Genomic DNA, 22727 nt, shown 5'->3' with positions numbered 1-22727 from the left:
CGGTTCGGGCGCGCCGGTCGGCGCCGCCTCAGGTCCAGGTGTCGAAGGCGAAGGCGTCCAGCGCCAGGCCCGCCATCTCCACGTCGCGATGCAGCAGCCGGCCGTGCGCGCCGTCGCCACCTGCGCCAAGGGCGACGTAAAGCGGATACAGGTGTTCCTGGGTCGGATGGTTGCGCAATGCTTCGGGCAGCGCGCGCCAGTCCAGCGCGCCGGCGGTGTCACCCGCCTCCAGTTTCGCGCGCAGCGCGTCGGTGAACGCGGCGACCCACGGGAACTCGGCGGCTCCGGGGTTGCGCCAGTCCAGCGCGCGCAGGTTGTGCGAGAAACCGCCGGAGCCGACCACCAGCACGCCATCGGCGCGCAGCGGCGCGAGCGCACGGCCAACCCGGTAGTGCTCCTCGGCGTCGCCGTCCGGATTCACCGACAGCGCCACGACCGGTATGTCCGCCTGCGGATACATGCGCCGCAGCGGCACCCAGACGCCGTGATCGATGCCGTGCTGATTGTCCTGGCGCGCGTCGATGCCGGCCTCGCGCAGCAGTTCGAAGACCGTGCCGGCCAGCGACGGCGAGCCCTGCGCCGGATAGCGGATTTCGTACAGCGGCGCGGGAAAGCCGCCGAAGTCGTGGATGGTGCGGGGCGCGCCGGTGGCGGTGACGGTCGGAACCGCCGCCATGAAGTGCGCCGACGCCACCACGATGGCGCGGGGACGCGGCAGCAGTTCGCCGAGCCGATCCAGGAACCGGCCGGTGGGCGAGTCCTCGACCGCCAGCATCGGCGAACCGTGGGAAAGGAAGACGGCGGGAAGCGCGGCGGGAGTGTCCATGCCGTGCAGCATGGGCCTGCTCCGGGCCCACGCCAATAGACGGCGGCACACCGATGTGTTGCGGCGCCGGAACGCCCTGCGAAGCCGGCGCGGGATCGGGTTCTGGCAAGATGGCGATGCCCTCAATCCAAGGAGGCCCCATGAGCCAGGATGATCTGCGTTCGGCGCGCCGCCCGGATCCCGATCCGCCGATGGTCCAGGTGGCCGACTATGTCGTCGACCATCGCATCGACTCGGCCGAGGCCTACGACACCGCGCGCTGGGTGCTGCTGGATTCGCTGGCCTGCGCGATGCTGGCGACGGAGTTTCCCGAGTGCGCCCGCCACCTGGGACCGGTGGTGCCGGGCGCGGAGATGGCCGGCGGCGTCCGGATACCGGGAACGATCCACGAACTGGATCCCGTCCAGGCGGCGTTCGCCATCGGCACCCAGATCCGCTGGCTGGACTTCAACGACACCTGGCTGGCCGCCGAATGGGGGCATCCGTCCGACAACCTGGGCACCCTCTTGGCGCTGGGAGACTATCTGAGCCGGCAGGCGCGCCGCGAAGGCCGCGCGCCAATGACGGTACGCGACCTACTGGGCCATGCCATCAAGGCCCACGAGATCCAGGGCGGCTATGCGCTGCTCAATGCCTTCAATCGGGTCGGCCTGGATCACGTCATCCTGGTCAGGCTGGCCTCCACCGCGGTGGCGACCCACATGCTCGGCGGAACCCGCGGGCAGATAATCAATGCGATTTCCAATAGTTGGATCGACAACGGCGCCTTGCGCACCTATCGACACGCGCCCAACACCGGTCCTCGCAAGAGCTGGGCGGCGGGCGACGCCTGCCGCCGTGCGGTAATCCACGCCTTGAACGCAGTGAAGGGCGAAACCGGCTACCCCAGCGCCCTCAGCGCCCCGGTCTGGGGCTTCTACGACGTGGCCTTCGGCGGCCAGCCGTTTCGCTTCGAGCGACCCTTCGGCAGTTACGTGATGGAAAACATCCTCTTCAAGATCAGCCATCCCGCCGAGTTCCATGCGCAGACCGCGGTCGAATGCGCCCTGCGCCTGCATCCGCAGGTGGCGCCCCGCCTGGACCAGGTGGAGCGTGTGGTCATCGAGACCCAGCAGGCGGGCCAGCGCATCATCGACAAGACCGGCCCCCTGGCCAACTACGCCGATCGGGACCACTGCCTGCAATACATGGTGGCGGTGCCGTTGATCTTCGGGCAACTGGAAGCAGGGGACTACGGTGACGTCCGTGCCGCCGATCCGCGCATCGATTGGCTGCGCAAGCTGATGATTGTCAATGAGAATCCGGATTTCACCCGCGACTATCTGGATCCCGGCAAGCGTTTCATCGGCAACGCGGTGCAGGTGTTTTTCAGCGACGGAAGCCGGACGGAGCGGATCGCGATCGATTACCCTGTCGGCCACCGGCGTCGGCGGCAGGAGGGCATGCCGCTGCTGATGGCCAAATGCGAGGCGGCACTGAGGAGGTGCCTGCCGGAGGACCAGGTCGACCACCTGATGGCGTTGGCGAGGACCCCGGAGCGCCTGGATGCGCTGGCCATGGACGACCTGATGGCGCTGTGCCGGGCCGCATGAATTGCCGGCACGGACGAGACAATTTCCTTGGCCGGGTGGACTTGTTATGGTACCGTTAACGCTGTCTTCACTTCCTCCCGCATAATCTGTTCAGGATGGCGAGCGTGACGGCCGTCCGCACAACCATAAGAAAGCTGGAAAAAACGCGAGTTTTAAGTACGTCGGTTTTTCTACAACTGCTGATTTAGACAAGGAGCTGCAAATGAACAAGAAACTGCTTTGTGCCGCGCTGCTGAGCGGTCTGAGCCTGGCGCAGGCTGCTTCCGCCCAGGAGTTCGACGACCGTTGGTACCTGACCGGTTCCGCCGGCATCAACGTCCAGGACAACGACCGCAACACCGACGACGCCCCGTTCGGTGCCATCGGTCTGGGCAAGTTCATCAGCCCGAACTGGTCGCTGGATGGTGAAATCAACTACCAGAACACCCAGTTCGAAAAGAACGTCAACATGAACTGGAGCCAGTACGGCATCTCGCTGGACCTGCGCCGCCACTTCTGGCTGTCGGACCGCAACTGGCATCCGTACCTGCTGGCCGGCCTTGGCCTGCAGCGTTCGGAAGAAGAGTTCGACGCGTTCCCGAACGCGAACTCGCCGGGTGAGCGCAAGGACAACAACTTCGCCGCCAAGCTGGGTGGTGGTATCCAGGCCAAGCTGGGCCGCGTCGGCGTCCGCACCGAACTCGCCTACCGCATCGACTTCGACGACCAGGCCATCGGCCCGTCGTACGACGGTTCGATCGATGACGGCGACGACTTCGCCGATCTGCTGGCTTCGGTCGGCATCATCATCCCGCTGGGTCCGGAAGCCGCTCCGCCGGCCCCGCCGGCTCCGGCACCGGCTCCGAGCTGTGCGGATCTGGATGACGACGGCGACGGCGTCAACAACTGCGACGACAAGTGCCCCGGTTCGCAGGCTGGCCAGACCATCGGTCCGGACGGCTGCCCGGTCCCGGTTTCGATCGACCTGAAGGGCGTGAACTTCGACTTCGACAAGTCGGTGCTGCGTCCTGACGCGGTCGCCATCCTGGGCGAAGCCGTCGAAATCCTGAAGCGCTACCCCGACCTGAAGGTCGAAGTCGCCGGCCATACCGACGCCGTCGGTACCGACGCCTACAACCAGGGTCTGTCGGAGCGTCGCGCCAAGGCCGTGTACGAGTACCTGACCAGCAATGGTGTTGACGCTTCGCGTCTGATTGGCCCGAACGGTTACGGCGAGAGCCGTCCGATCGACACCAACGACACCAAGGAAGGCCGTGCGCGCAACCGTCGTACGGAACTGAACGTCCAGAACTAATCGGACGTCGCTTCCCGCAACACGCAAAGCCCGGCCTCGTGCCGGGCTTTGTTTTTGCATCGCCGACAGGGCCCGCCAGTGCGCTCTTCCGCCGCCTCGTCCGTGCGCACAGGCACAGAAGCGTCAACCACTTGGCGGAAACAGGTGAGGCTTTTCTTGATATCGCGAACGACGCTTCTTACACTGCGGATTCGTTCGATTGCCGGGGTATCCGCATGCGCCATCTTCTCCTTGCCGGGCTGACCGGCCTTGTCGCCATCCCCGCCGCGAACGCCGCCCAGAACTGCAGTGGCAGCCTGGTCCAGCCCCCGTTGCCGGTTCGTGCCACGGTGCTGGAACCGGTGGCGTCCGAGTTCACGCCCACGGTATCCCAGCTGGGTGCGCCCAGCGGCGTGCTGACGCAGGCGTTGGACGAGGCGCTGTCGGTGGATCGGGTCCTGATGCGTCTGCGCATCGAAGGTTGCCAGAACGTGGCCAAGGCGATGCCCGCACTGCCCGCGGCGGCCAATGCGAACGATCCTTCGGGCTACAAGCCGAAGACCCAGTACGACAACACGCCGTGGCGCTTCGACATGAACCAGAACGGCAAGCGGATGACCGCCGAGGAATTCGACGCCTGGATGAAGGCACGCGGCGTGCGCGTGGCCAAGGGCGCCGGCACCGCAGCCCCCGCGCCGGCGGCACCGGCCGCACCCGCGCCCGAAGCCAAGAAGTAATCCCGACCTGCGCAGCGGCGGCCATGGCCCGGCATGACCATGGCGCCCGCGCGCGTCCACGTAACGCATCGAACGGGCCAGTTGTCGGCGATCGCGCCGTGCCGCCGCGCCATGGGTTGGCGCGCGTCCTTTCCAAGCTCGGGGTCTGTTCCCGTACTGAAGCCGCCCGCTGGGTCCTGGCCGGTCGCGTCGCCGTTGACGGTCGGGTTGTCCGGGATCCCGAATTCCCGATCCTCCAGGACAGACACCGCCTCAGCGTCGATGGCGTGTCCGTCGGCGCCGGCGAGCGTTTCTACCTGATGCTCAACAAGCCGCGGGGGCTGCTGACCACCGCCCGCGACGAGCAGGGACGCGATACCGTCTACCGTTGCTTCGATGGCGCCGGGCTACCGTGGATCGCTCCCGTCGGGCGGCTGGACAAGGCCAGCGAAGGCCTGCTGTTGTTCTCCAACGATCCCCAGTGGGCCGCCGCCATCACCGATCCCGCGCGCGGACCCGACAAGACCTACCACGTCCAGATCAATCGCATTCCTGACGACGCACTGCTGGAGAACCTGCGCAACGGCGTCGTCGCGGGCGATGAAATCCTGCGGGCGAAGTCGGCGGTGCTGCTGCGTGCCGGGGAAAAGAACGCGTGGTTGGAAATCCAACTGGATGAAGGCCGCAACCGGCAGATACGACGCCTGCTGGAAGCCTTCGACATCCAGGTACTGCGGCTGATCCGGGTAGCGATCGGCCCCTTGGCGCTTGGCGCACTGGCGAAGGGGACCTGGCGTCCCCTGACCACGGACGAAATCGGTGCCCTCCCGTAGAGCGGAGCTCGCTCCGCCGCTTTTTGAGGGAAGGCCCCAGCCGAGCAAGCTCGGCTCTACGAACGCGTGGAGCGGAGCTTGCTCCGCTGCTTTTTGAGGGAAGGCCCCAGCCGAGCAAGCTCGGCTCTACGAACGCGTAGAGCGGAGCTCGCTCCGCTGCTTTTTGAAGGAAGGCTCCAGCCGAGCAAGCTCGGCTCTACGAACGCGTAGAGCGGAGCTCGCTCCGCTGCTTTTTGAAGGAAGGCCCCAGCCGAGCGAGCTCGGCTCTACGGGAACGCGTGGAGCGGAGCTTGCTCCGCTGCTTTTGGCGGTAGCCGCCTCAGCCCTTCAACACCCCAAGCTCCCGCCCGATGCGGGTGAACGCGTCGATCGCGCGATCCAGGTGCTCGCGGGTATGCGCGGCGCTCATCTGGGTGCGGATGCGGGCCTGGCCCTTGCCGACCACCGGGAAGAAGAAGCCGATGGCGTAGATGCCTTCTTCCAGCAGGCGCGCGGCAAAGCGCTGCGCCAGCGGCGCGTCGTACAGCATCACCGGGCAGATTGGATGCACGCCGGGCTTGATGTCGAAGCCCGCGGCACCCATGCGTTCGCGGAAGTAGCGGGTATTTTCCTGCAACTGCTCTCGCAGGTCACCGGCCGAGGACAGCATCTCGAAGGCCTTGATGCCGGCCGCGACCACGTGCGGCGGCAGCGAATTGGAGAACAGGTAGGGGCGTGAGCGCTGGCGCAGCAGCTCGATCACTTCCTTCTTCGCGGTGGTGAATCCGCCCAGCGCTCCGCCCATCGCCTTGCCGAGGGTGCCGGTGAAGATGTCGATGCGGTCCAGGACGCTCTTCACCTCGGCCGAACCGCGGCCAGTGGCGCCGAGGAAACCGGTGGCGTGGCATTCGTCGATGTGCACCAGTGCGTTGTACTTCTTCGCCAGTGCGGTGATCTCGTCGAGTGGGGCGATGAAGCCGTCCATCGAGAACACGCCGTCGGTGGTGATCAGCTTGGTCCGGCAGCCGGCGGCGTCGGCTGCCTGCAACTGCGCCTCCAGATCGGCCATGTCGCAGTTGGCGTAGCGGAAGCGCTTGGCCTTGCACAGGCGCACGCCGTCGATGATCGAGGCATGGTTGAGCGCGTCGGAGATGATCGCGTCGTTCTCGTCCAGCAGCGGTTCGAACAGGCCGCCGTTGGCATCGAAGCAGGCCGCGTACAGGATGGTGTCCTCGGTGCCGAAGAAGTCCGCGATGGTCTTTTCCAGTTGCTTGTGCAGGTCCTGGGTGCCGCAGATGAAGCGCACCGAGGCCATGCCGAAGCCGTGGCTGTCCAGGGCCTGCTTGGCGGCGGCGATGACATCGGGGTGATCGGCCAGCCCGAGGTAGTTGTTGGCGCAGAAATTCAGCACCTTGCGTCCGTCGGCCAGGGTGATCTCGGCCGATTGCGGGCTGGTGATGATGCGCTCGGACTTGAACAGGCCCTGCGCCTGCAGGTTCTCCAGCTCGGCGGCGTAACGGGCGGTCAGCGATTCGGACATGGACGGCTCGGGGACGGAGGAAAGTCGCCATTTTAACGGCCTCCGCCGTGTCCCTGCCGGTGTCATGCCGATGCGGCATAAGGAACGCCCCTCAAGTCATTTCCCGGCGGCGATGTGCATCCGCAGCATCAACGGTTCCGGTCGAAAGGCCACAGACGGGAAACCTTGCGATGCGTGGACACGGGCAGGCGGTGCGTGCGAAACAGCGGATCACGCGGCTGGCCGCCGTGCTGCTGTGTTCGCTGGCGTTGCCGGTGGCCGCGCAGCAGCACAAGCCCACGGTCGAGGAACTGCAGCAGCGGCTGGAGGCGCTGGAGCGCCGCCTCGGTGGCACCGTCGCCACGGAAGCTGGCGAGGGGGGCGAGGTCGGCCTGGCGGATCTGGACCAGCGCCTGCGGGTGCTGGAACGACGCCTGGAACTGCAACAGGAAGAACAGGTGGCCAAGGCGAAAGAGGCGCCGGTCATCGCGGTCAACGACAAGGGCGCCTCGTTCAAGTCGGCCGGCGGCGATTACGAGATCCGCCTGCGCGGGCTGATCCAGGGCGATGGCCGGTTCTTCCTCGACGATCATGCGCCGGCGCAGAACGACACCTTCCTCCTGCGCACCGCGCGACCGACGATCGAAGGCTCGCTGGGCAAGCTGGTCGGCTTCCGCCTGACCCCGGAATTCGCGGGCGACAACGCGAGCATCGTCGATGCCTACGTGGATCTGCGCTTCGATCCCGCCTACACCCTGCGGATCGGCAAGTTCACCTCGCCGGTGGGCCTGGAACGGCTGCAATCGTCTTCTGCGCTGTCGGCGGTGGAACGTTCGCTCCCCAGCGAACTGGCGCCCAACCGCGACATTGGCGTACAGCTGCAGGGCGAAGTCGCCGATGGCCGCTTCAGCTATGCGCTGGGCGTGTTCAACGGGACAGTCGATGGCCGCGACGCGGTCACCAGCAATCCAGACAACGAGTTCGAGTACGCGGGCCGGGTGTTCTTCGAGCCGTTCCGCAACGATGCCAATGCGCTGTCGGGGCTGGGGTTCGGCCTGGGCGCGAGCATCGGCGACAAGCGCGGCACCGGCAACAACTTCCTGCCGCGTTATCGCACGGCGGGGCAGGCGCAGTTCTTCACCTATCGCTCGGCGGTGAACGCGGACGGCGAGCATTTCCGGTGGTCGCCGCAGGCGTACTACTACCTGGGCCGGTTCGGTTTTCTGGGTGAATACATCCAGTCGCGCCAGGAAGTCGTGGTAGCCAGCGGGGTGAATGCCGGACGCCGCGACAAGCTGGAAAATGCCGCCTGGCAGGCCACCGCGCAGTGGGTGTTGACCGGCGAGGATGCCGGCTACCGGGGCGTGGTGAAGCCGTCCCGCCCGTTCCGTCCGGGCGAGGAGGGTTGGGGCGCGTTCGAACTGGTTGCCCGCTACGGTGCGCTGGACATCGATGACGATGCGTTCCCGCTGTTCGCCGATGCGGCCACATCCGCACGCCAGGCCCGCAACTGGACGCTCGGCCTTAACTGGTATCTCACCAGCAATCTCAAGCTCGTCTTCAACTACCTGGACACGACCTTCAAGGGCGGTGCCGCCGACGCCACCGATCGCGAGGACGAGAAGGCGATCTTCTCGCGCCTGCAGGTCGCTTTCTGATTCCGGAGATCCCCATGAGCCACCATTCCCTGCGACGCCACCTGCGCACCCTGCTGATCGCCTTCGGCCTGACCGTGGCCGCAGCGGCCGGCGCGCGCGACGTGAAACTGCTGAACGTTTCCTACGATCCCACCCGCGAGTTCTATCGCGAGTTCAATGCCGCCTTTGCCAGGGAGTGGCAGCAGAAGAAAGGCCAGAAGGTCGAAGTCGAGACCTCGCACGGCGGCTCCGGCAAGCAGGCGCGCGCGGTCATCGACGGGCTGGAAGCCGACGTGGTGACGCTGGCGCTGGCCTACGACGTGGATTCCATCGCCCAGCGTGCGCGCCTGTTTCCGGCCAACTGGCAATCACGTTTGCCGGAGAACAGCGCGCCGTACACGTCCACCATCGTGTTCCTGGTGCGCAGGGGCAATCCGAAGAAAATCAAGGACTGGGTGGATCTGGTGAAGCCGGGTACCTCGGTGATCACGCCGAACCCGAAGACGTCCGGCGGCGCGCGCTGGAACTACCTCGCCGCCTGGGCCTATGGCCTGAAGATCTTCAAGGGCGACGAAGCCAAGACCCGCAACTTCGTGCGCGCGCTGTTCCGCAACGTGCCGGTGCTGGACACCGGCGCACGCGGCGCCACCACCACCTTTGTCCAGCGCGGCATCGGCGACGTGCTGCTGGCGTGGGAGAACGAGGCGTTCCTGTCGATCGAGGAGCTGGGGCCTGACAAGTTCGACATCGTGGTGCCGTCGCTGTCGATCCTGGCCGAGCCGCCGGTGGCGCTGGTCGACAGGAACGTCGACAAGCACGGTACCCGCGAGGCCGCGCAGGCCTATCTGCAGTTCCTGTACTCGCCGACCGGACAGCGATTGGCGGCCAAGCACTACTACCGGCCGCGCTATCCGCAGTACGCGGCGCCCGCCGACGTGGCACGGTTTCCGAAGCTGGAACTGGTGACCATCGACAAGGTGTTCGGTTCGTGGGCCAAGGCCCAGGCCACGCACTTCGCCGATGGCGGGGTGTTCGATCAGATCCAGGCGAAGTGAGCATGCGGCCTTGGCGTATTCCTGTCGGAGGCCGTGAATGGCCGCCGTGATTGATGCGCGGGCGAATCCGGTACGCCGTCGCCGGATCATCCCCGGCTTCGGCCTCAGCCTTGGCTACACGCTGGCTTGGCTGGGCCTGATCGTGCTGATTCCGTTGGTGGGCGTGTTCGTCAAGGCGAGCGGCCTGGGCCTGGAGGGCCTTTGGCGGATCTGGACCGAGCCGCGCGTGCTGTCGGCGCTGTGGGTGAGCTTTGGAACCGCACTGGCGGCGGCGGCATTCAACGCGGTGATGGGTACCTGGGTGGCATGGGTATTCGTGCGCTACCGGTTCCCCGGCAAGCGCCTGTTCGACGCGATGATCGATCTGCCGTTCGCGCTGCCGACCGCGGTGGCCGGCATCGCGCTCACCGCGCTGTACGGACCGACCGGTTGGCTGGGGCGCTGGCTGGAAGCGGCGGGAGTGAAAGTGGCCTATACCCCGCTGGGCATCACCGTGGCGCTGGTGTTCATCGGCCTGCCGTTCGTGGTGCGGGTGGTGCAGCCGGTGCTGGCCGAAACCGAGCGCGAACTGGAGGAGGCCGCCGCGACCCTGGGCGCGAACCGCTGGCAGACCATCCGCCGCGTCGTGTTGCCGGGCCTGTGGCCGGCGGTACTGGCCGGATTCGCGCTGGCGTTCGCGCGCGGGGTCGGCGAGTACGGTTCGGTGATCTTCATCGCCGGCAACCTGCCCGGTGTATCCGAGATCGCGCCACTGTTGATCACCATCAAGCTGGAGGAATTCGATTACGCCGGCGCGACCGCGATCGCCGCGGCGATGCTGTTGCTGTCGTTCGTCCTGCTGCTGGCGATCAACAGCCTGCAATCGCGGCTGGCGCGCACCGCGCGGAGCCAGGGATGAGCGAGGCCATATCCGCCGTGATCCCGCTGCCGCATGATTCCCTTGCCGAGGTTTCTTCCGAAGCCAGGGCGCACCGCAGGCGATCGGCAACCACCGAGCCGCGCTGGGCGCAGCTGCTGCTGATCGCCGGCGCGCTGGGTTTCCTGCTGGCGTTCCTGCTGCTGCCGCTGCTGCTGGTGTTCGTGGAAGCGTTGCGCGGCGGATGGGCGGCGTTTCTCACCGCGATCCGCGAACCCGATGCGCTGGCGGCGATCCGGTTGACCCTGCTGGTCACCGCCATCGTGGTACCGCTGAACCTGGTGTTCGGCGTCGCCGCGGCTTGGGCGGTCAGCAAGCACGAGTTCCCCGGCAAGCGCTGGCTGGTGACATTGATCGATCTGCCGTTCGCGGTCTCGCCGGTGGTGGCGGGCCTGATCTTCGTGCTGATCTTCGGTGCGCAGGGCTGGGCCTGGCCGCTGATCGACGAGGGCTGGCGTTTCTCGCTGCCGCTGGTGGGCGAGGTGACGCTGCAGTTGCCGAAGATCATCTTCGCGCTGCCGGGCATCGTGCTGGCGACGATCTTCGTGACCTTTCCCTTCATCGCCCGCGAACTGATGCCGCTGATGGAGCAGCAGGGCATCGACGAGGAGCTGGCCGCGCTCAGCCTCGGCGCCAGCGGCTGGCAGGCATTCTGGCGGGTGACCCTGCCCAACATCCGTTGGGCGTTGCTGTATGGCGTGCTGCTGTGCAGTGCGCGCGCGATGGGCGAGTTCGGCGCGGTGTCGGTGGTATCCGGGCATATCCGCGGGCGGACCAACACGCTGCCGCTGCACGTGGAAATCCTCTACAACGAATACGCCTACAGCGCCGCGTTCGCCGCCGCGTCACTGCTGGCGCTGTCCGCGCTGGTGACGCTGGCGCTGAAGTCGTACCTGGAATGGCGCCACGGCGAGGCGCTGGCCGCCAATCATCGGCACTGAGGTAGAAGCATGGGCATCACCATCGAACACGTGGGCAAGCAATTCGGCGATTACGCGGCGCTGCAGGACATCCGGCTGGAGGTGCGGCAGGGCGAACTGCTGGCGCTGCTGGGGCCCTCCGGATCCGGCAAGACCACGCTGCTGCGGATCATCGCCGGACTGGAACACGCCGATCGCGGCCGCGTGCTGCTGGACGGCGAGGATGCGGCCGGGCTGAGCGTGCAGGCACGCCGGGCCGGTTTCGTCTTCCAGCACTATGCGCTGTTTCGCCATCTCGACGTGGCCGACAACATCGCCTTCGGCCTGCGGGTCCGGCGCGGTGCGCAGCGCTGGCCCGAGACGCGCATCCGTGCGCGCGTCGAGGAACTGCTGGCGCTGGTGCAGTTGGAAGGGCTGGGCGGGCGCTATCCCGCGCAACTGTCCGGTGGCCAGCGGCAGCGGGTGGCGCTGGCGCGCGCGCTGGCGATCGAACCACGCGTGCTGCTGCTGGACGAGCCTTTCGGCGCGCTTGATGCCCAGGTACGCCGCGATCTGCGCCGCTGGCTGCGTGAACTGCACGATCGCACCGGCCTGACCACGCTGTTCGTCACCCACGATCAGGAGGAAGCGCTGGAGCTGGCCGATCGGGTGGCGATCCTCAACGGCGGCAAGCTGGAACAGGTCGGCACCCCGGCCGAGGTCTACGACGCGCCGGCCTCGCCCTTCATCTATTCCTTTGTCGGCGCGGTCAATCGCTTGCCCGCGCACTGGCACCAGGGCGAGCTGCGCGCGGAGGGCGGAACCCTGTCGCCGGGCGGACGCGCAGGCGGCGAAGGTGCGGCGGAACTGTTCGTGCGGCCGGAGGACCTGCGCGTGGATCCGGCCGGCCGCGGCTGGCCGGCGACGGTACTGTCCGGCCAGCGCAACGGACCGCGCCTGCGCCTGCGGGCGGAACTGGCCGGCTCGGGCCGGGAGGTGGAGGTGGAACTGCCGGCCCACGAGGCTGGTTACGCGGCCGGGCAGCGCCTGCATCTGGTGCCGGCGCGGTTCGGCTGGTTCCCCGCGAACGTGGACGGAGCTGGGGGCGGAATGGCGGCTTCGGGCACTTGACGGCGGCGATTGTTGCATCGCAATATCCGGCAGACGGTTAAAAAACCGTAAACACGTGCTTCAGGCACGTGTCCAAGGTCGGAGTGGGACCGGCCTGCGCGATCAACGCCGATACCAACCTGGAGAGAGCCCGGATGAAGCCAGTCAAATTGTGTACCGCCCTTGCCGTCGCCCTGTTGGCGGCGGTTCCGTTCGTTTCGTTTGCGCAGGAGGCCGCGGCCGAAGCCGAGGCCGAGTCCGAATCCCCCGTCACCTGGTCGGTCGCGGTTACCACCGACTACGTCTTCCGTGGCGTTTCCCAGACCGACGAAGGTCCCGCCTTTCAGCCGGGCCTGACCTACACCGCGCCGTTCGGCCTGTACGTGGGCGTGTGGGGCTCCAACGTCGACTTCGGCGATCCGGATCCGGAAGCCGGGCTGCGTGGCCCGAACTTCGAACTCGATGCCTTCGTCGGCTACAGCTACGACTTCAACGACAGCTGGAACCTGGACGTCAGCGCGGTCCGCTACACGTATCACGGCGCAAGCTCCGGCGTGCCGAGCGGCGACTACAACGAGTACATCGCCAAGCTCACCTGGGCCGGCCCGGTGGAAATCTCCGGCATGCTCGCCTACGCGCCGGACTACGGCGATCTGACCCCGAAGGCCAAGGAGAGCTATGCCAATCTGGCCGCCGCCTACGAGTTCGGCGAAAGCGGTTTCTCGGTCGGTGCCTCGGTCGGCTACACCTCGATCGACAACGGCGAGGAATGGATCGAGGGCGAGCGCTTCAACTATGGCGTCACCGATTACTTCGACGGTGCGCTGACCCTCAACAAGACCTTCGGTCCGGCCACCGCGACCCTCGGTTACTACACGACCTTCGGCTCCGATGCCGACGTGCTGAAGGCCGATGGCGACATCTACGACAACCGGGTCGCGCTGACGATCAGCATCGGCAACTGAGTCTGCCGCATGCGGGCAAGGAAAAAGGGCGCCGCAAGGCGCCCTTTTTTGCGGTTGGCTGTTGCGAAGCACCTTCGGTGCTCGCCCCCATCCGCCTTCGGCACCTTCCCCCGCTCGCAGGGGAAGGAACCAGGACTCAGGTCCAGCTCAGTACGACCTTGCCGGCCTTGCCCGCTTCCATCAGGTCGAAACCCTTCTGGAACTCGTCGATCGGCAACTGATGGGTCAACACCTTGCCCAGCGGGAAGCCGGACAGCACCAGTTGGGTCATCTTGTACCAGGTCTCGTACATCTTGCGGCCGTAGATGCCCTGCACGGTCAGGCCCTTGAAGATGATCCGATCCCAGTCCACGCCGGCGCCCTTGGGCAGGATGCCGAGCAGGGCGATCTTGCCGCCGTGGTACATGCAGTCGAGCATGTCGTTGAACGCGCGCGGGTTGCCGCTCATTTCCAGGCCCACGTCGAAGCCTTCCATGTGCAGGTCGGCCATCACCTCCTTGAGCGAGGTGTTGGCGACGTTGACCACGCGGGTGGCGCCCATGTCGGCGGCCAGTTTCAGGCGATAGTCGTTGACGTCGGTGACCACCACGTTGCGTGCGCCGATGTGCTTGCAGATGCCCGCTGCAATGATGCCGATCGGACCGGCGCCGGTGATCAGCACGTCCTCGCCGATGACGTCGAATTCCAGCGCGCAGTGCGCGGCGTTGCCGTAGGGATCGAAGAACGCGGCCAGCTCGCTGGGGATCTGGTCCGGAATCGGCCACAGGTTGCTGGCCGGCATCACCATGTACTCGGCGAATGCGCCGTCGCGGTTGACGCCGATGCCGACGGTGTTCGGGCACAGGTGCGGGCGCCCGCCGCGGCAGTTGCGGCAGTGGCCGCAGACGATGTGGCCTTCGGCCGAGACGCGCTGGCCGACCGTGTAGCCGGTGACGCCGGGACCGATCTGGGCGATGCGACCGACGAACTCGTGGCCGATCACCAGGCCCGGGCGGATGGTGCGCTGGCTCCATTCGTCCCACAGGAAGATGTGCAGGTCGGTACCGCAGATGGCGGTCTTCTCCAGCTTGATCAGCACTTCGTTCGGACCGGGCTGCGGCACCGGCACCTCTTCCAGCCAGATGCCCTTGGCCGCTTCGCGCTTGACCAGCGCCTTCATCATTTGCGTCATGGAATGTGTTCCGGACCGGGACGGTGAGGGCGCGGATTATACGCGGGCGGCCGGAACCGTATGGTAAGGCGCCGCCCGTGCGGGCTTTCGTTCCGTCGGGTGCCGGGGCGCGCGCGGGGCGCCCACGGACCTAGGCCGAAAGTCATGGTCGGCCCGACGGCCCCGACCGTTACAATCTAACGCTCATTTTTCCGAGGGGATGTACCCATGCGCCTTAACCTGCTTGCTGCCTCACTCGCCGTGGCCTGCCTCGCGCCGGCCGGCCTCGCCCATGCCGGAGAGGGCATGTGGGTGCCGCAGCAACTTCCGGAGATTGCCGGCCCGCTGAAGAAGGCCGGCCTGAAACTGTCGCCGGAGCAGTTGTCCAACCTGACCGGCGACCCGATGGGCGCCGTCGTCGCGCTGGGCGGCTGCACCGCCAGCTTCGTCTCCCCGCAGGGCCTGGTGGTGACCAACCACCACTGCGCATACGGTGCCATCCAGCTCAACTCGACCGCCGAGAAGAACCTGATCAAGGACGGCTTCAACGCCCCGACCCTGGCCGACGAGGTCAGCGCCGGTCCGAACGCCCGCGTCTACGTGCTGGACGACATCAAGGACGTGACCGCCGAGGCCAAGGCCGCGATCGCCGCCGCCGGCAACGATCCGCTGGCGCGTACCCAGGCCTTGGAAGCGTTCGACAAGAAGCTGGTCGCCGACTGCGAGGCTGAAGGCGGCTTCCGCTGCCGCCTGTACAGCTTCTCCGGCGGCAACACGTACCGGCTGTTCAAGAACCTGGAAATCAAGGACGTGCGCCTGGCGTACGCGCCCCCGGGCAGCATCGGCAAGTTCGGCGGCGACATCGACAACTGGATGTGGCCGCGCCACACCGGCGATTTCTCGTTCTACCGCGCCTACGTCGGCAAGGATGGCAAGCCGGCCGCGTTCTCCAAGGACAACGTGCCGTACCAGCCCAAGCATTGGCTGAAGTTCGCCGACCAGCCGCTGGGCGCCGGTGACTTCGTGATGGTGGCCGGCTATCCGGGTTCCACCAACCGCTATGCGCTGGCCACCGAATTCGACAACACCGCCAGTTGGACCTACCCGACCGTCGCGCGCCATTACAAGGCGCTGATCGAAATGGTGAAGGCGGCCGGCAAGACCAACCCGGACATCGCGGTGAAGTACGCCAGCAGCATGGCCGGCTGGAACAACACCAGCAAGAATTTCGAGGGCCAGCTGGAAGGCTTCAAGCGCATCGACGCCGCCGGCCAGAAGCATGCCGAGGAGACCGCGGTGCTGAACTGGCTCAAGGGCCAGGGTGGCCAGGGCAAGGCGGCCCTGGACGCGCACGCCAGGCTGGTGGCGCTGGCCGAGCAGGCCAAGAGCACCCGTGATCGCGATCTGGTGGTCGGCCAGTTCGGCAACAGTGGCGTGATCGGCGTGGCGAGCACGCTGTACCGCCTGGCGATCGAGAACGAAAAGCCCAACGCCGAGCGCGAATCCGGTTACCAGGAACGCGATCTGCCGGGCATCGAAGGCGCGATGAAGCAGATGGAGCGCCGTTACGTGCCGGCGATGGATCGCCAGATCCAGCAGTACTGGCTCAACGAGTACGTCAAGCTTCCGGCCGCCCAGCACGTGGCCGCGGTCGACGCCTGGCTGGGCGGCAATGACGCCGCCGCGGTCAACCGCGCGCTCGACAAGCTGGCCGGCACCCAGCTGGGCAACACCGAAGAACGCCTGAAATGGCTGAAGGCCGATCGCAAGGCGTTCGAGGCCAGCAACGATCCGGCCATCCAGTACGCGGTGGCGGTGATGCCGACCCTGCTGAAGCTCGAACAGGAGCGCAAGACCCGGATGGGCGAGGCGCTGGTCGCGCGCCCGGTGTTCCTGCAGGCGCTGGCCGATTACAAGAAGAGCCAGGGCGAGTTCGTCTATCCGGACGCCAACCTGTCGCTGCGCATCACCTTCGGCAACGTGATGGGTTACGAGCCCAAGGACGGCGTGGCCTACACCCCGTTCACCACTCTGGAAGGCGTGGTGGCCAAGGAGACCGGGCAGGATCCGTTCGACTCGCCGAAGGCGCTGCTGGACGCGGTCAAGGCCAAGCGCTACGGCGGCCTGGAAGACAAGCGCATCGGCTCGGTGCCGGTGAACTACTTGTCGGATCTGGACATCACCGGCGGCAACTCCGGTTCGCCGGTGCTGGACGCGAACGGCAAGCTGGTCGGCCTGGCCTTCGACGGCAACTGGGAATCGGTCAGCTCCAACTGGGTGTTCGATCCCAAGATGACCCGCATGATCGCGGTGGACGGCCGTTACCTGCGCTGGATCATGCAGGAGGTCTACCCGGCGCCGCAGCTGCTGAAGGAAATGAACGTTCCTGCGGCGAAATAAGCGGTAACCAAATGGTCTGACCTTCGAAAAAAGGGCGGAACCGGGCGACGGGAGCGGTATGATCCGCTCCCGTTGCCGTTTCCGGGGTTGGAAATGGCGCTCCCCCAGCCGGAATCCCCCACGCATGCGCATCCTGCTTGCCCGCCACGGCGAAACGCCGTGGAACGCCGAAGGCCGCTACCAGGGCCAGATCGACATTCCCCTTTCACCCATTGGTGAATCGCAGGCGCAGGCGCTGGGCCAACGGTTGCAGGATCTTCCGATCTCCCGCGCGGTGGCTTCGCCGCTGACCCGCGCGGCCACCACGGCCCGCTACGCGCTGGGTGCGACGCGTGCCGATATGCTGACCACCGACGAGGATCTGCAGGAAATCGCCCACGGCGAGTGGGAAGGCCTGCTGGCCAGTGAAATCCACGAGAAGGATCCGGCGCGCCTGCAGGCGTGGCGCGAGGAACCCGACACGGTGCTGATGCCGGGCGGCGAATCGTTGCGGCAGGTGCTGGACCGCTCGTGGCGTGGACTGGCGCGCGCGGCAGAAGGACTGGGTGATGGCGACACCCTGCTGGTGGTCGCGCATGACGCGGTGAACCGGGTCATCCTGTGCCGCGTGCTCGGCCTGCCGATCGCCAAGCTGTGGACCTTCCGCCAGGCGCCGACCACCCTGAACCTGCTGGAAGGCCCGGACGTGGAGCGGCTCGAAGTGGTGCGCCTGAATGATTGCGCCCACCACACGCCGTTCTTCGGCGAAGCCAAACACCGCGCGCTGTAACCCGCTCGCAGGGCGTCCGGCATGGGCTGGAAGCAGGGCGCGTTCGGCACCGAACAGCCGACCCGCGAACAATGGATCAGCACGTCGGCGGCAATAGCGGTGCTGATCCTCGTGTTCGTCGGCATGTTCGTCGACTTCGCACCGGCGCCGGCATTGCGGGGTATCCACGTGGCGGTGATCTTCCTGATCGTCGGCGTGATCGAGACCGCGCTGCTGTTCGCCCATGCCAGCCGCAAGGGACGCATGGGCCAATTCGTGGATCGGGGCCTGCTCCGGTTCCTGTTCCTGCTGCTGGCCATCCCGTTGATGCTGGGCTTAGTTTCCTGGCTGATCGCCATCAAGACCCTGCCGTGGGCGTTCACCCGCGTCTTCGGCAACGAAGTCCGCGAAATCCACGCGATGGAAACCCGCTACAGCCGCAGCCGCCGTTCCTGCGACCATCGGCTGTACGGCGGCCCGATGGAAGGCGCGTTTCCCTCCTACCTGTGCATCCGCGAAGCGTTCTACGATCGTCATCCGAATCAGCAGGTCGAGGTCGTATTGGCCGGCCGCCGCTCCGCGCTGGGTTTCAGCATCCAGCACGTCTACTCACAGGATTGAACATGGTTTCCTCTCTTCCGCAGACCCTCGATGACTGGCTCGCCTACATCGAGCGCCAGCATCCGAAATCAATCGAGATGGGCCTGGAGCGCGTGCGCGCGGTGGCCGACGCGCTGGGACTGGCCCGGCCGGCCGCGCAGGTGATCACGGTGGGCGGGACCAACGGCAAGGGCTCGACGGTCGCTTTCATCGAATCCATCGCCCGCGCCGCCGGCTGGCGGGTGGGCGCGTACACCTCGCCGCACCTGCTGCGCTACAACGAGCGCGTGCGCATCGATGGCGACGAGGCCGGCGACGCGCAACTGATCGCCGCGTTCGCCGCGGTGGAGGCCGCGCGTGGCGAGGTGCCGTTGACCTATTTCGAATTCGGCACGCTGGCGGCGTTGTGGCTGTTCCAGCATGCGCAGCTGGATCTGGCGGTGCTGGAAGTGGGCCTGGGCGGACGCCTGGACGCGGTGAACCTGATCGATGCCGACGTCGCGGTGATCACCACGGTGGACATCGATCACGTCGACTGGCTGGGACCGGATCGCGAGAGCATCGGCCAGGAGAAGGCCGGCATCGCACGCGCATGGAAACCGCTGGTGCTGGGCGAGATCGATTCGCCGTCCAGCGTGCTGCGCCACGCCTACGCGATTGGCGCCAACGCATTGCGGCTGGGCAGCGATTTCTTCCAGGAACCGATTGACGGGCAGCGCTGGCGCTGGCGCGAGGTCGGTGCGGAACTGGAACTGCCGAATCCATCCCTGGCCGCCCCGATCCAGCGCAACAACGCCGCCGCGGCGATCGCCGCGCTGCGCGCGCTCGGCACTCCGCCGCCGGAAGCCGCGTTCGCCGAAGGCATCGCCGCGGCGCGTCTTCCGGGGCGTTTGCAGGCCTTGGTGCGCGACGGCGTCGACATCGTCGTCGACGTCGGCCACAACCCGCAGGCCGCGCGCGAACTGGCGGCATGGCTGCGCGCGCAGCCGACCGCGCCGACGCAGTTGGTCTATGCCGCGCTGGCCGACAAGGACGCGGCGGGCGTGGTGGCCGCCTTCGATGGACTCGACGTGCGCTGGCACCTGGCAGGACTGGAGCCTGGAACCGCGCGCGGACAGGACGTGGACGCGCTCGCCGCGCGACTGGGGGAGACCGCCGCCGCGAACGGAAGCCGTCACGCCAGCGTGGCCGATGCGCTGGCCTCGGCGCGGGACGGGGCGATCAACGGCTCGCGGATCCTGGTCTTCGGTTCCTTCCACACCGCCGCCGAAGCGCTGCTCGCCCTGCGTTCATCCGAATGACGGGAAGCCCGGAATCGGCACCGTATAATCCCTGCGGCATTCTCGCCGCGGCGTAGCGTGGGTTCTGATGGATACTGCTCTGAAACAGCGTCTGATCGGCGCGATTGTCCTGGTCGCGCTGGCGGTCATCTTCCTGCCGATGCTGGTCAAGGGACCGGCCCCCGACAGCGGCGTTTCGGATGTGCCGCTGAAAGTGCCCGATGCGCCCGAAGGACAGTATGAAACCCGCGAACTGCCGCTGGTCACGCCGGACGGCGCCCCCGCCAACGGCGCGGTCGGCCTGCCCGCGGCGACTCCGGCGACCTCGCCCGATGCCGCCGCGCCGGCCGATCGCGGATTGATGCCGGCGGCGACCGCCGGCGGCAACTACGCGGTCAGTTTCGGTGCCTACGCGACTGCCGCCGACGCCGATGCGGTCATCGCCCGGCTCAAGCAGGGCGGGTTGCCCGGTTACCGCGAGGCCGCCACCATCAATGGCCGCAGCGCCTACCGCGTCCGCATCGGACCCTATCCGGATCGCGCCATCGCCGAATCCCGGCGGCTGGAAGCGGTGAAGATCCGCAGCGACGTGAAGGCCCAGGTGGTGGTGCTCGATGCCGGCGCGGAGACCGCCTCGGCTCCGGCCGCCGCGACGACCACGCCCTCGGTGGCCCAGGCCGCCGCCCCGGCGCCCGCGGTGACCACCCAGGCGCTGCCGCCGGAACCGGCCAGACCCGCGCCGGCCAAGCCCGTTCCGGCGCCGGCCACGACGGCCGCCACCGCCCCGGCCAAGCCCCCGACCGCGCCGGCGGCCAAGCCGGAGCCGCCCAAGCCGGCCGCCAGCAACGTCGGCTTCGCCGTGCAGTTGGGTGCATTTTCCAAGCCCGAGGAAGCCACCGCGCTGCGCGACAAGGTGCGCGCCGGCGGCTTCAGCGCCTTCGTCGAGCAGGTCCGCACCGACAAGGGCACCCTCAGCCGCGTGCGGGTGGGCCCGGTGGCCAGCCGCGCCGACGCCGATCAGCTGAAGGCGCAGGTGGCGGCCAAATTCGGCATCAGCGGCATGGTCCGTCCGCATCCCTGATGCCTGACGGATGCCGATGATCGACCTCGTGCTGGCCGCCGTCATCGGCGCGTCGGCCCTGTTCGGCCTGCTGCGCGGTTTCATCGGCGCACTGGCGTCGTTGCTGGTCTGGCTGCTGGCCGGCTGGGTGGCATTCCACTACGGCGCGCAGGTCGCCGGCATCCTCGCCGAGGGCGGCACGCCGGGCGCGACCGAACTGTTCGGCGGCTATGCGCTCAGCTTCATCGTGGTGATGATCGTGGTTGGCCTGGTCGGCTGGCTGGTCCGGCTGCTCGTCAAGGCGATTGGCCTGTCGGCGCTGGACCGCTTGCTGGGGCTGGCGCTGGGCCTGGCGCGCGGCGCGCTGGTGGCCTGCATCCTGATCCTGCTGGCCGGTTTCACCGACCTGCCGCGCGAGCCGTCCTGGGCGCAGTCGCGGCTGGTACCCGTGCTGCTGCCGGGCGCGCAATGGCTGAGCCGCTGGCTGCCGGAATGGACCGTATCGGAACTGGATTTTGGCTTCGGCGCCCCGGCAGGCGATAATGGCGTCCTTCCCGCCTTGCCCCCGCCGCTGGACGAAGCCGGCGCGCAGCAAGCTCCAGATTCCCCGCCAGCTTCGAACTGATCGAACCGGAGAGCGTCATCCATGTGCGGTATCGTCGGCATCGTCGGCAACCAGAATGTTGCCGGCCAGCTCTATGACGGGCTGACCGTCCTTCAACACCGAGGGCAGGACGCCGCCGGCATCGCCACCGCCGACGGCACCCGCCTGCGCGTGCACAAGGACAACGGCCTGGTCCGCGACGTGTTCAACGCCAAGGCCATGAGCGTGCTGGAAGGCCGCGTGGGCATCGCCCACTGCCGCTATCCCACCGCCGGTTCCGAGGGCATGGACGAGGCGCAGCCCTTCTACGTCAATTCACCCTACGGCATCGCCCTGGCGCACAACGGCAACCTGATCAACACCGAGGCGCTGCGCCAGGAAGTGTTCGCCCAGGATCGCCGCAACATCAACACCGAATCCGACAGCGAAGTGCTGCTGAACGTGTTCGCCCACGAACTGGACCTGCAGCGCACGCTGTCGCCGGAAACGGCCATCCGCGCGGTCGCCGGCGTGCATCGCCGGGTGCGCGGCGGCTATGCCGTGGTCAGCGTGGTGCTGGGCCTGGGCCTGGTGGCGTTCCGCGATCCCAACGGGATCCGTCCGCTGGTACTGGGCAAGCGCGAGCACAACGAGGGCTTCGAATACATCGTCGCCTCCGAGTCGGCGGCGCTGGACATCCTGGGCTTCCAGCGGGTGCGCGACGTGCTCCCGGGCGAGGCGCTGGTGATCACCGCGCGCGGCGAGCTGTTCTCCGAGATCTGCGCCGAGCCGAAACAACACGCGCCCTGCATCTTCGAATACGTCTACTTCGCCCGCCCGGACTCGATGATCGACAACGTGTCGGTGCACAAGGCGCGCATGCGCATGGGCGTGAAGCTGGGCGAGAAGATCCTGCGCCTGCGCCCTGATCACGACATCGACACCATCATCCCGATTCCGGATACCTCGCGCGACGCCGCGCTGGAGATTTCCAACGTGCTGGGCGTGAAGTACCGCGAAGGGTTCATCAAGAACCGCTACGTGGGCCGCACCTTCATCATGCCGGGCCAGAGCGAGCGGGTGAAATCGGTGCGCCGCAAGCTCAATCCGATCCACCTGGAATTCCGCAACCGGGTGGTGCTGCTGGTCGACGATTCGATCGTGCGCGGCACCACCTCGCAGCAGATCGTGCAGATGGCCCGCGACGCGGGCGCGCGCAAGGTCTATCTCGCGTCGGCGGCGCCGCCCGTGCGCCATCCCAACATCTACGGCATCGACATGCCGGCGGTGGACGAACTGGTCGCGCACGATCGCAGCGTCGAGGAAATCGAGAAGCTGCTCGGCTGCGACTGGCTGGTCTACCAGGACCTGGAAGACCTGGAAGCGGCGGTGCGCGAAGGCAATCCGCAACTGACCAGGTTCGATTCGTCCTGCTTCGACGGCGAATACGTCACCGGCATCGAGTCCGGCTACTTCGAGCGCATCCAGCAGGCGCGTTCGGACGAAGCCAAGCGCAAGCGCCGGGTGTCTTGAGGGCGGGATTGGGGATTGGGATTCGGGATTGGCAAAAAGCCGGGAACGAATTA

General features: G+C 67.1%; 20 protein-coding genes. 17 read left to right on the top strand and 3 right to left on the bottom strand.

Annotated elements, in window-relative coordinates; translation table 11 throughout:
- Positions 1 to 28: 28 nt before the first annotated feature.
- Complete coding sequence (locus tag FHW78_RS05205; RefSeq protein ID WP_255443145.1) at positions 29 to 838, bottom strand: class III extradiol ring-cleavage dioxygenase; 810 nt, start codon at positions 836 to 838, stop codon at positions 29 to 31.
- Positions 839 to 966: 128 nt separating this feature from the next.
- Here FHW78_RS05205 and FHW78_RS05200 point away from each other — a divergent pair, with 128 nt between their 5' ends.
- The 4 genes from FHW78_RS05200 (at position 967) to FHW78_RS05185 (ending at position 5240) form a co-directional block, all read left to right on the top strand.
- Positions 967 to 2418, top strand: a complete 1452-nt coding sequence (locus tag FHW78_RS05200) for a bifunctional 2-methylcitrate dehydratase/aconitate hydratase (protein ID WP_183638596.1) — start codon at positions 967 to 969, stop codon at positions 2416 to 2418.
- Between the two features lie 202 nt (positions 2419 to 2620).
- Entirely contained in the window at positions 2621 to 3712 is a 1092-nt protein-coding gene (locus FHW78_RS05195) for an OmpA family protein (RefSeq protein ID WP_183638593.1), read from the top strand.
- Positions 3713 to 3927: 215 nt separating this feature from the next.
- Positions 3928 to 4428: a hypothetical protein gene (locus FHW78_RS05190; RefSeq protein WP_183638590.1), complete on the top strand. Its 501-nt coding sequence runs from the start codon at positions 3928 to 3930 to the stop codon at positions 4426 to 4428.
- 23 nt (positions 4429 to 4451) lie between these two features.
- Positions 4452 to 5240, top strand: a complete 789-nt coding sequence (locus FHW78_RS05185; RefSeq protein ID WP_183638587.1) for a pseudouridine synthase — start codon at positions 4452 to 4454, stop codon at positions 5238 to 5240.
- A 319-nt stretch (positions 5241 to 5559) separates the two neighbouring features.
- Here the strand turns inward: FHW78_RS05185 and kbl are convergent, their stop codons facing one another.
- On the bottom strand, positions 5560 to 6759 hold the full coding sequence (gene kbl / locus FHW78_RS05180) for a glycine C-acetyltransferase (protein WP_183638584.1): 1200 nt from the start codon (positions 6757 to 6759) through the stop codon (positions 5560 to 5562).
- Between the two features lie 170 nt (positions 6760 to 6929).
- Here kbl and FHW78_RS05175 point away from each other — a divergent pair, with 170 nt between their 5' ends.
- The 6 genes from FHW78_RS05175 to FHW78_RS05150 all read left to right on the top strand — a co-directional run bounded on the left by FHW78_RS05175 (position 6930) and on the right by FHW78_RS05150 (position 13320).
- Positions 6930 to 8396, top strand: a complete 1467-nt coding sequence (locus FHW78_RS05175; RefSeq protein ID WP_183638581.1) for a porin — start codon at positions 6930 to 6932, stop codon at positions 8394 to 8396.
- Between the two features lie 14 nt (positions 8397 to 8410).
- Positions 8411 to 9430 (top strand): sulfate ABC transporter substrate-binding protein, encoded by a 1020-nt coding sequence (locus tag FHW78_RS05170; protein ID WP_183638578.1) that lies wholly within the window; start codon positions 8411 to 8413, stop codon positions 9428 to 9430.
- A gap of 37 nt (positions 9431 to 9467) precedes the next feature.
- Complete coding sequence (gene cysT, locus FHW78_RS05165) at positions 9468 to 10328, top strand: sulfate ABC transporter permease subunit CysT (RefSeq protein WP_183638575.1); 861 nt, start codon at positions 9468 to 9470, stop codon at positions 10326 to 10328.
- Positions 10325 to 11287: a sulfate ABC transporter permease subunit CysW gene (gene cysW, locus FHW78_RS05160; RefSeq protein WP_183638572.1), complete on the top strand. Its 963-nt coding sequence runs from the start codon at positions 10325 to 10327 to the stop codon at positions 11285 to 11287. Before cysT ends, cysW begins: the two co-directional genes overlap by 4 nt.
- Before the next feature lie 9 nt (positions 11288 to 11296).
- On the top strand, positions 11297 to 12376 hold the full coding sequence (locus FHW78_RS05155; protein ID WP_183638569.1) for a sulfate/molybdate ABC transporter ATP-binding protein: 1080 nt from the start codon (positions 11297 to 11299) through the stop codon (positions 12374 to 12376).
- Positions 12377 to 12510: 134 nt separating this feature from the next.
- Positions 12511 to 13320, top strand: coding sequence for a TorF family putative porin (locus FHW78_RS05150; protein ID WP_183638566.1), 810 nt, complete (start codon positions 12511 to 12513; stop codon positions 13318 to 13320).
- Between the two features lie 136 nt (positions 13321 to 13456).
- Here FHW78_RS05150 and tdh read toward each other — a convergent pair whose 3' ends face one another.
- Positions 13457 to 14491, bottom strand: coding sequence for an L-threonine 3-dehydrogenase (tdh, locus tag FHW78_RS05145; protein WP_183638563.1), 1035 nt, complete (start codon positions 14489 to 14491; stop codon positions 13457 to 13459).
- Between the two features lie 207 nt (positions 14492 to 14698).
- Between tdh and FHW78_RS05140 the strand changes: the two genes are divergently transcribed.
- From FHW78_RS05140 to purF, 7 genes are all read left to right on the top strand, one after another.
- Positions 14699 to 16870 (top strand): S46 family peptidase, encoded by a 2172-nt coding sequence (locus FHW78_RS05140; protein ID WP_183638560.1) that lies wholly within the window; start codon positions 14699 to 14701, stop codon positions 16868 to 16870.
- Between the two features lie 124 nt (positions 16871 to 16994).
- Positions 16995 to 17639: a histidine phosphatase family protein gene (locus tag FHW78_RS05135; protein ID WP_183638557.1), complete on the top strand. Its 645-nt coding sequence runs from the start codon at positions 16995 to 16997 to the stop codon at positions 17637 to 17639.
- A 21-nt stretch (positions 17640 to 17660) separates the two neighbouring features.
- Positions 17661 to 18239, top strand: coding sequence for a hypothetical protein (locus FHW78_RS05130; RefSeq protein WP_183638553.1), 579 nt, complete (start codon positions 17661 to 17663; stop codon positions 18237 to 18239).
- Between the two features lie 2 nt (positions 18240 to 18241).
- Positions 18242 to 19519: a bifunctional tetrahydrofolate synthase/dihydrofolate synthase gene (folC, locus tag FHW78_RS05125; protein ID WP_183638550.1), complete on the top strand. Its 1278-nt coding sequence runs from the start codon at positions 18242 to 18244 to the stop codon at positions 19517 to 19519.
- Positions 19520 to 19586: 67 nt separating this feature from the next.
- Positions 19587 to 20579, top strand: a complete 993-nt coding sequence (locus tag FHW78_RS05120; RefSeq protein ID WP_183638547.1) for an SPOR domain-containing protein — start codon at positions 19587 to 19589, stop codon at positions 20577 to 20579.
- A gap of 16 nt (positions 20580 to 20595) precedes the next feature.
- Entirely contained in the window at positions 20596 to 21183 is a 588-nt protein-coding gene (locus FHW78_RS05115) for a CvpA family protein (protein WP_255443144.1), read from the top strand.
- 21 nt (positions 21184 to 21204) lie between these two features.
- The gene (gene purF, locus FHW78_RS05110) at positions 21205 to 22674 is read left to right on the top strand and encodes an amidophosphoribosyltransferase (RefSeq protein ID WP_183638541.1); all 1470 of its coding nucleotides are present in this window, start codon (positions 21205 to 21207) and stop codon (positions 22672 to 22674) included.
- Positions 22675 to 22727: the final 53 nt, after the last annotated feature.

It is taken from the genome of Pseudoxanthomonas sp. OG2 (assembly GCF_014192765.1).
Lineage (GTDB): Bacteria > Pseudomonadota > Gammaproteobacteria > Xanthomonadales > Xanthomonadaceae > Pseudoxanthomonas_A > Pseudoxanthomonas_A beigongshangi.
The sequence above is the reverse complement of the archived record's forward strand: the minus strand, read 5'-3'. Positions and strand labels throughout refer to the sequence as shown.

Bases quoted from the DNA above. Each gene is read 5' to 3' on its own strand.
- FHW78_RS05205 (WP_255443145.1), bottom strand. From the start codon at position 838: ATGCTGCACGGCATGGACACTCCCGCCGCGCTTCCCGCCGTCTTCCTT.
- FHW78_RS05200 (WP_183638596.1), top strand. From the start codon at position 967: ATGAGCCAGGATGATCTGCGTTCGGCGCGCCGCCCGGATCCCGATCCG.
- FHW78_RS05195 (WP_183638593.1), top strand. From the start codon at position 2,621: ATGAACAAGAAACTGCTTTGTGCCGCGCTGCTGAGCGGTCTGAGCCTG.
- FHW78_RS05190 (WP_183638590.1), top strand. From the start codon at position 3,928: ATGCGCCATCTTCTCCTTGCCGGGCTGACCGGCCTTGTCGCCATCCCC.
- FHW78_RS05185 (WP_183638587.1), top strand. From the start codon at position 4,452: ATGGCCCGGCATGACCATGGCGCCCGCGCGCGTCCACGTAACGCATCG.
- kbl (WP_183638584.1), bottom strand. From the start codon at position 6,759: ATGTCCGAATCGCTGACCGCCCGTTACGCCGCCGAGCTGGAGAACCTG.
- FHW78_RS05175 (WP_183638581.1), top strand. From the start codon at position 6,930: ATGCGTGGACACGGGCAGGCGGTGCGTGCGAAACAGCGGATCACGCGG.
- FHW78_RS05170 (WP_183638578.1), top strand. From the start codon at position 8,411: ATGAGCCACCATTCCCTGCGACGCCACCTGCGCACCCTGCTGATCGCC.
- cysT (WP_183638575.1), top strand. From the start codon at position 9,468: ATGGCCGCCGTGATTGATGCGCGGGCGAATCCGGTACGCCGTCGCCGG.
- cysW (WP_183638572.1), top strand. From the start codon at position 10,325: ATGAGCGAGGCCATATCCGCCGTGATCCCGCTGCCGCATGATTCCCTT.
- FHW78_RS05155 (WP_183638569.1), top strand. From the start codon at position 11,297: ATGGGCATCACCATCGAACACGTGGGCAAGCAATTCGGCGATTACGCG.
- FHW78_RS05150 (WP_183638566.1), top strand. From the start codon at position 12,511: ATGAAGCCAGTCAAATTGTGTACCGCCCTTGCCGTCGCCCTGTTGGCG.
- tdh (WP_183638563.1), bottom strand. From the start codon at position 14,491: ATGACGCAAATGATGAAGGCGCTGGTCAAGCGCGAAGCGGCCAAGGGC.
- FHW78_RS05140 (WP_183638560.1), top strand. From the start codon at position 14,699: ATGCGCCTTAACCTGCTTGCTGCCTCACTCGCCGTGGCCTGCCTCGCG.
- FHW78_RS05135 (WP_183638557.1), top strand. From the start codon at position 16,995: ATGCGCATCCTGCTTGCCCGCCACGGCGAAACGCCGTGGAACGCCGAA.
- FHW78_RS05130 (WP_183638553.1), top strand. From the start codon at position 17,661: ATGGGCTGGAAGCAGGGCGCGTTCGGCACCGAACAGCCGACCCGCGAA.
- folC (WP_183638550.1), top strand. From the start codon at position 18,242: ATGGTTTCCTCTCTTCCGCAGACCCTCGATGACTGGCTCGCCTACATC.
- FHW78_RS05120 (WP_183638547.1), top strand. From the start codon at position 19,587: ATGGATACTGCTCTGAAACAGCGTCTGATCGGCGCGATTGTCCTGGTC.
- FHW78_RS05115 (WP_255443144.1), top strand. From the start codon at position 20,596: ATGATCGACCTCGTGCTGGCCGCCGTCATCGGCGCGTCGGCCCTGTTC.
- purF (WP_183638541.1), top strand. From the start codon at position 21,205: ATGTGCGGTATCGTCGGCATCGTCGGCAACCAGAATGTTGCCGGCCAG.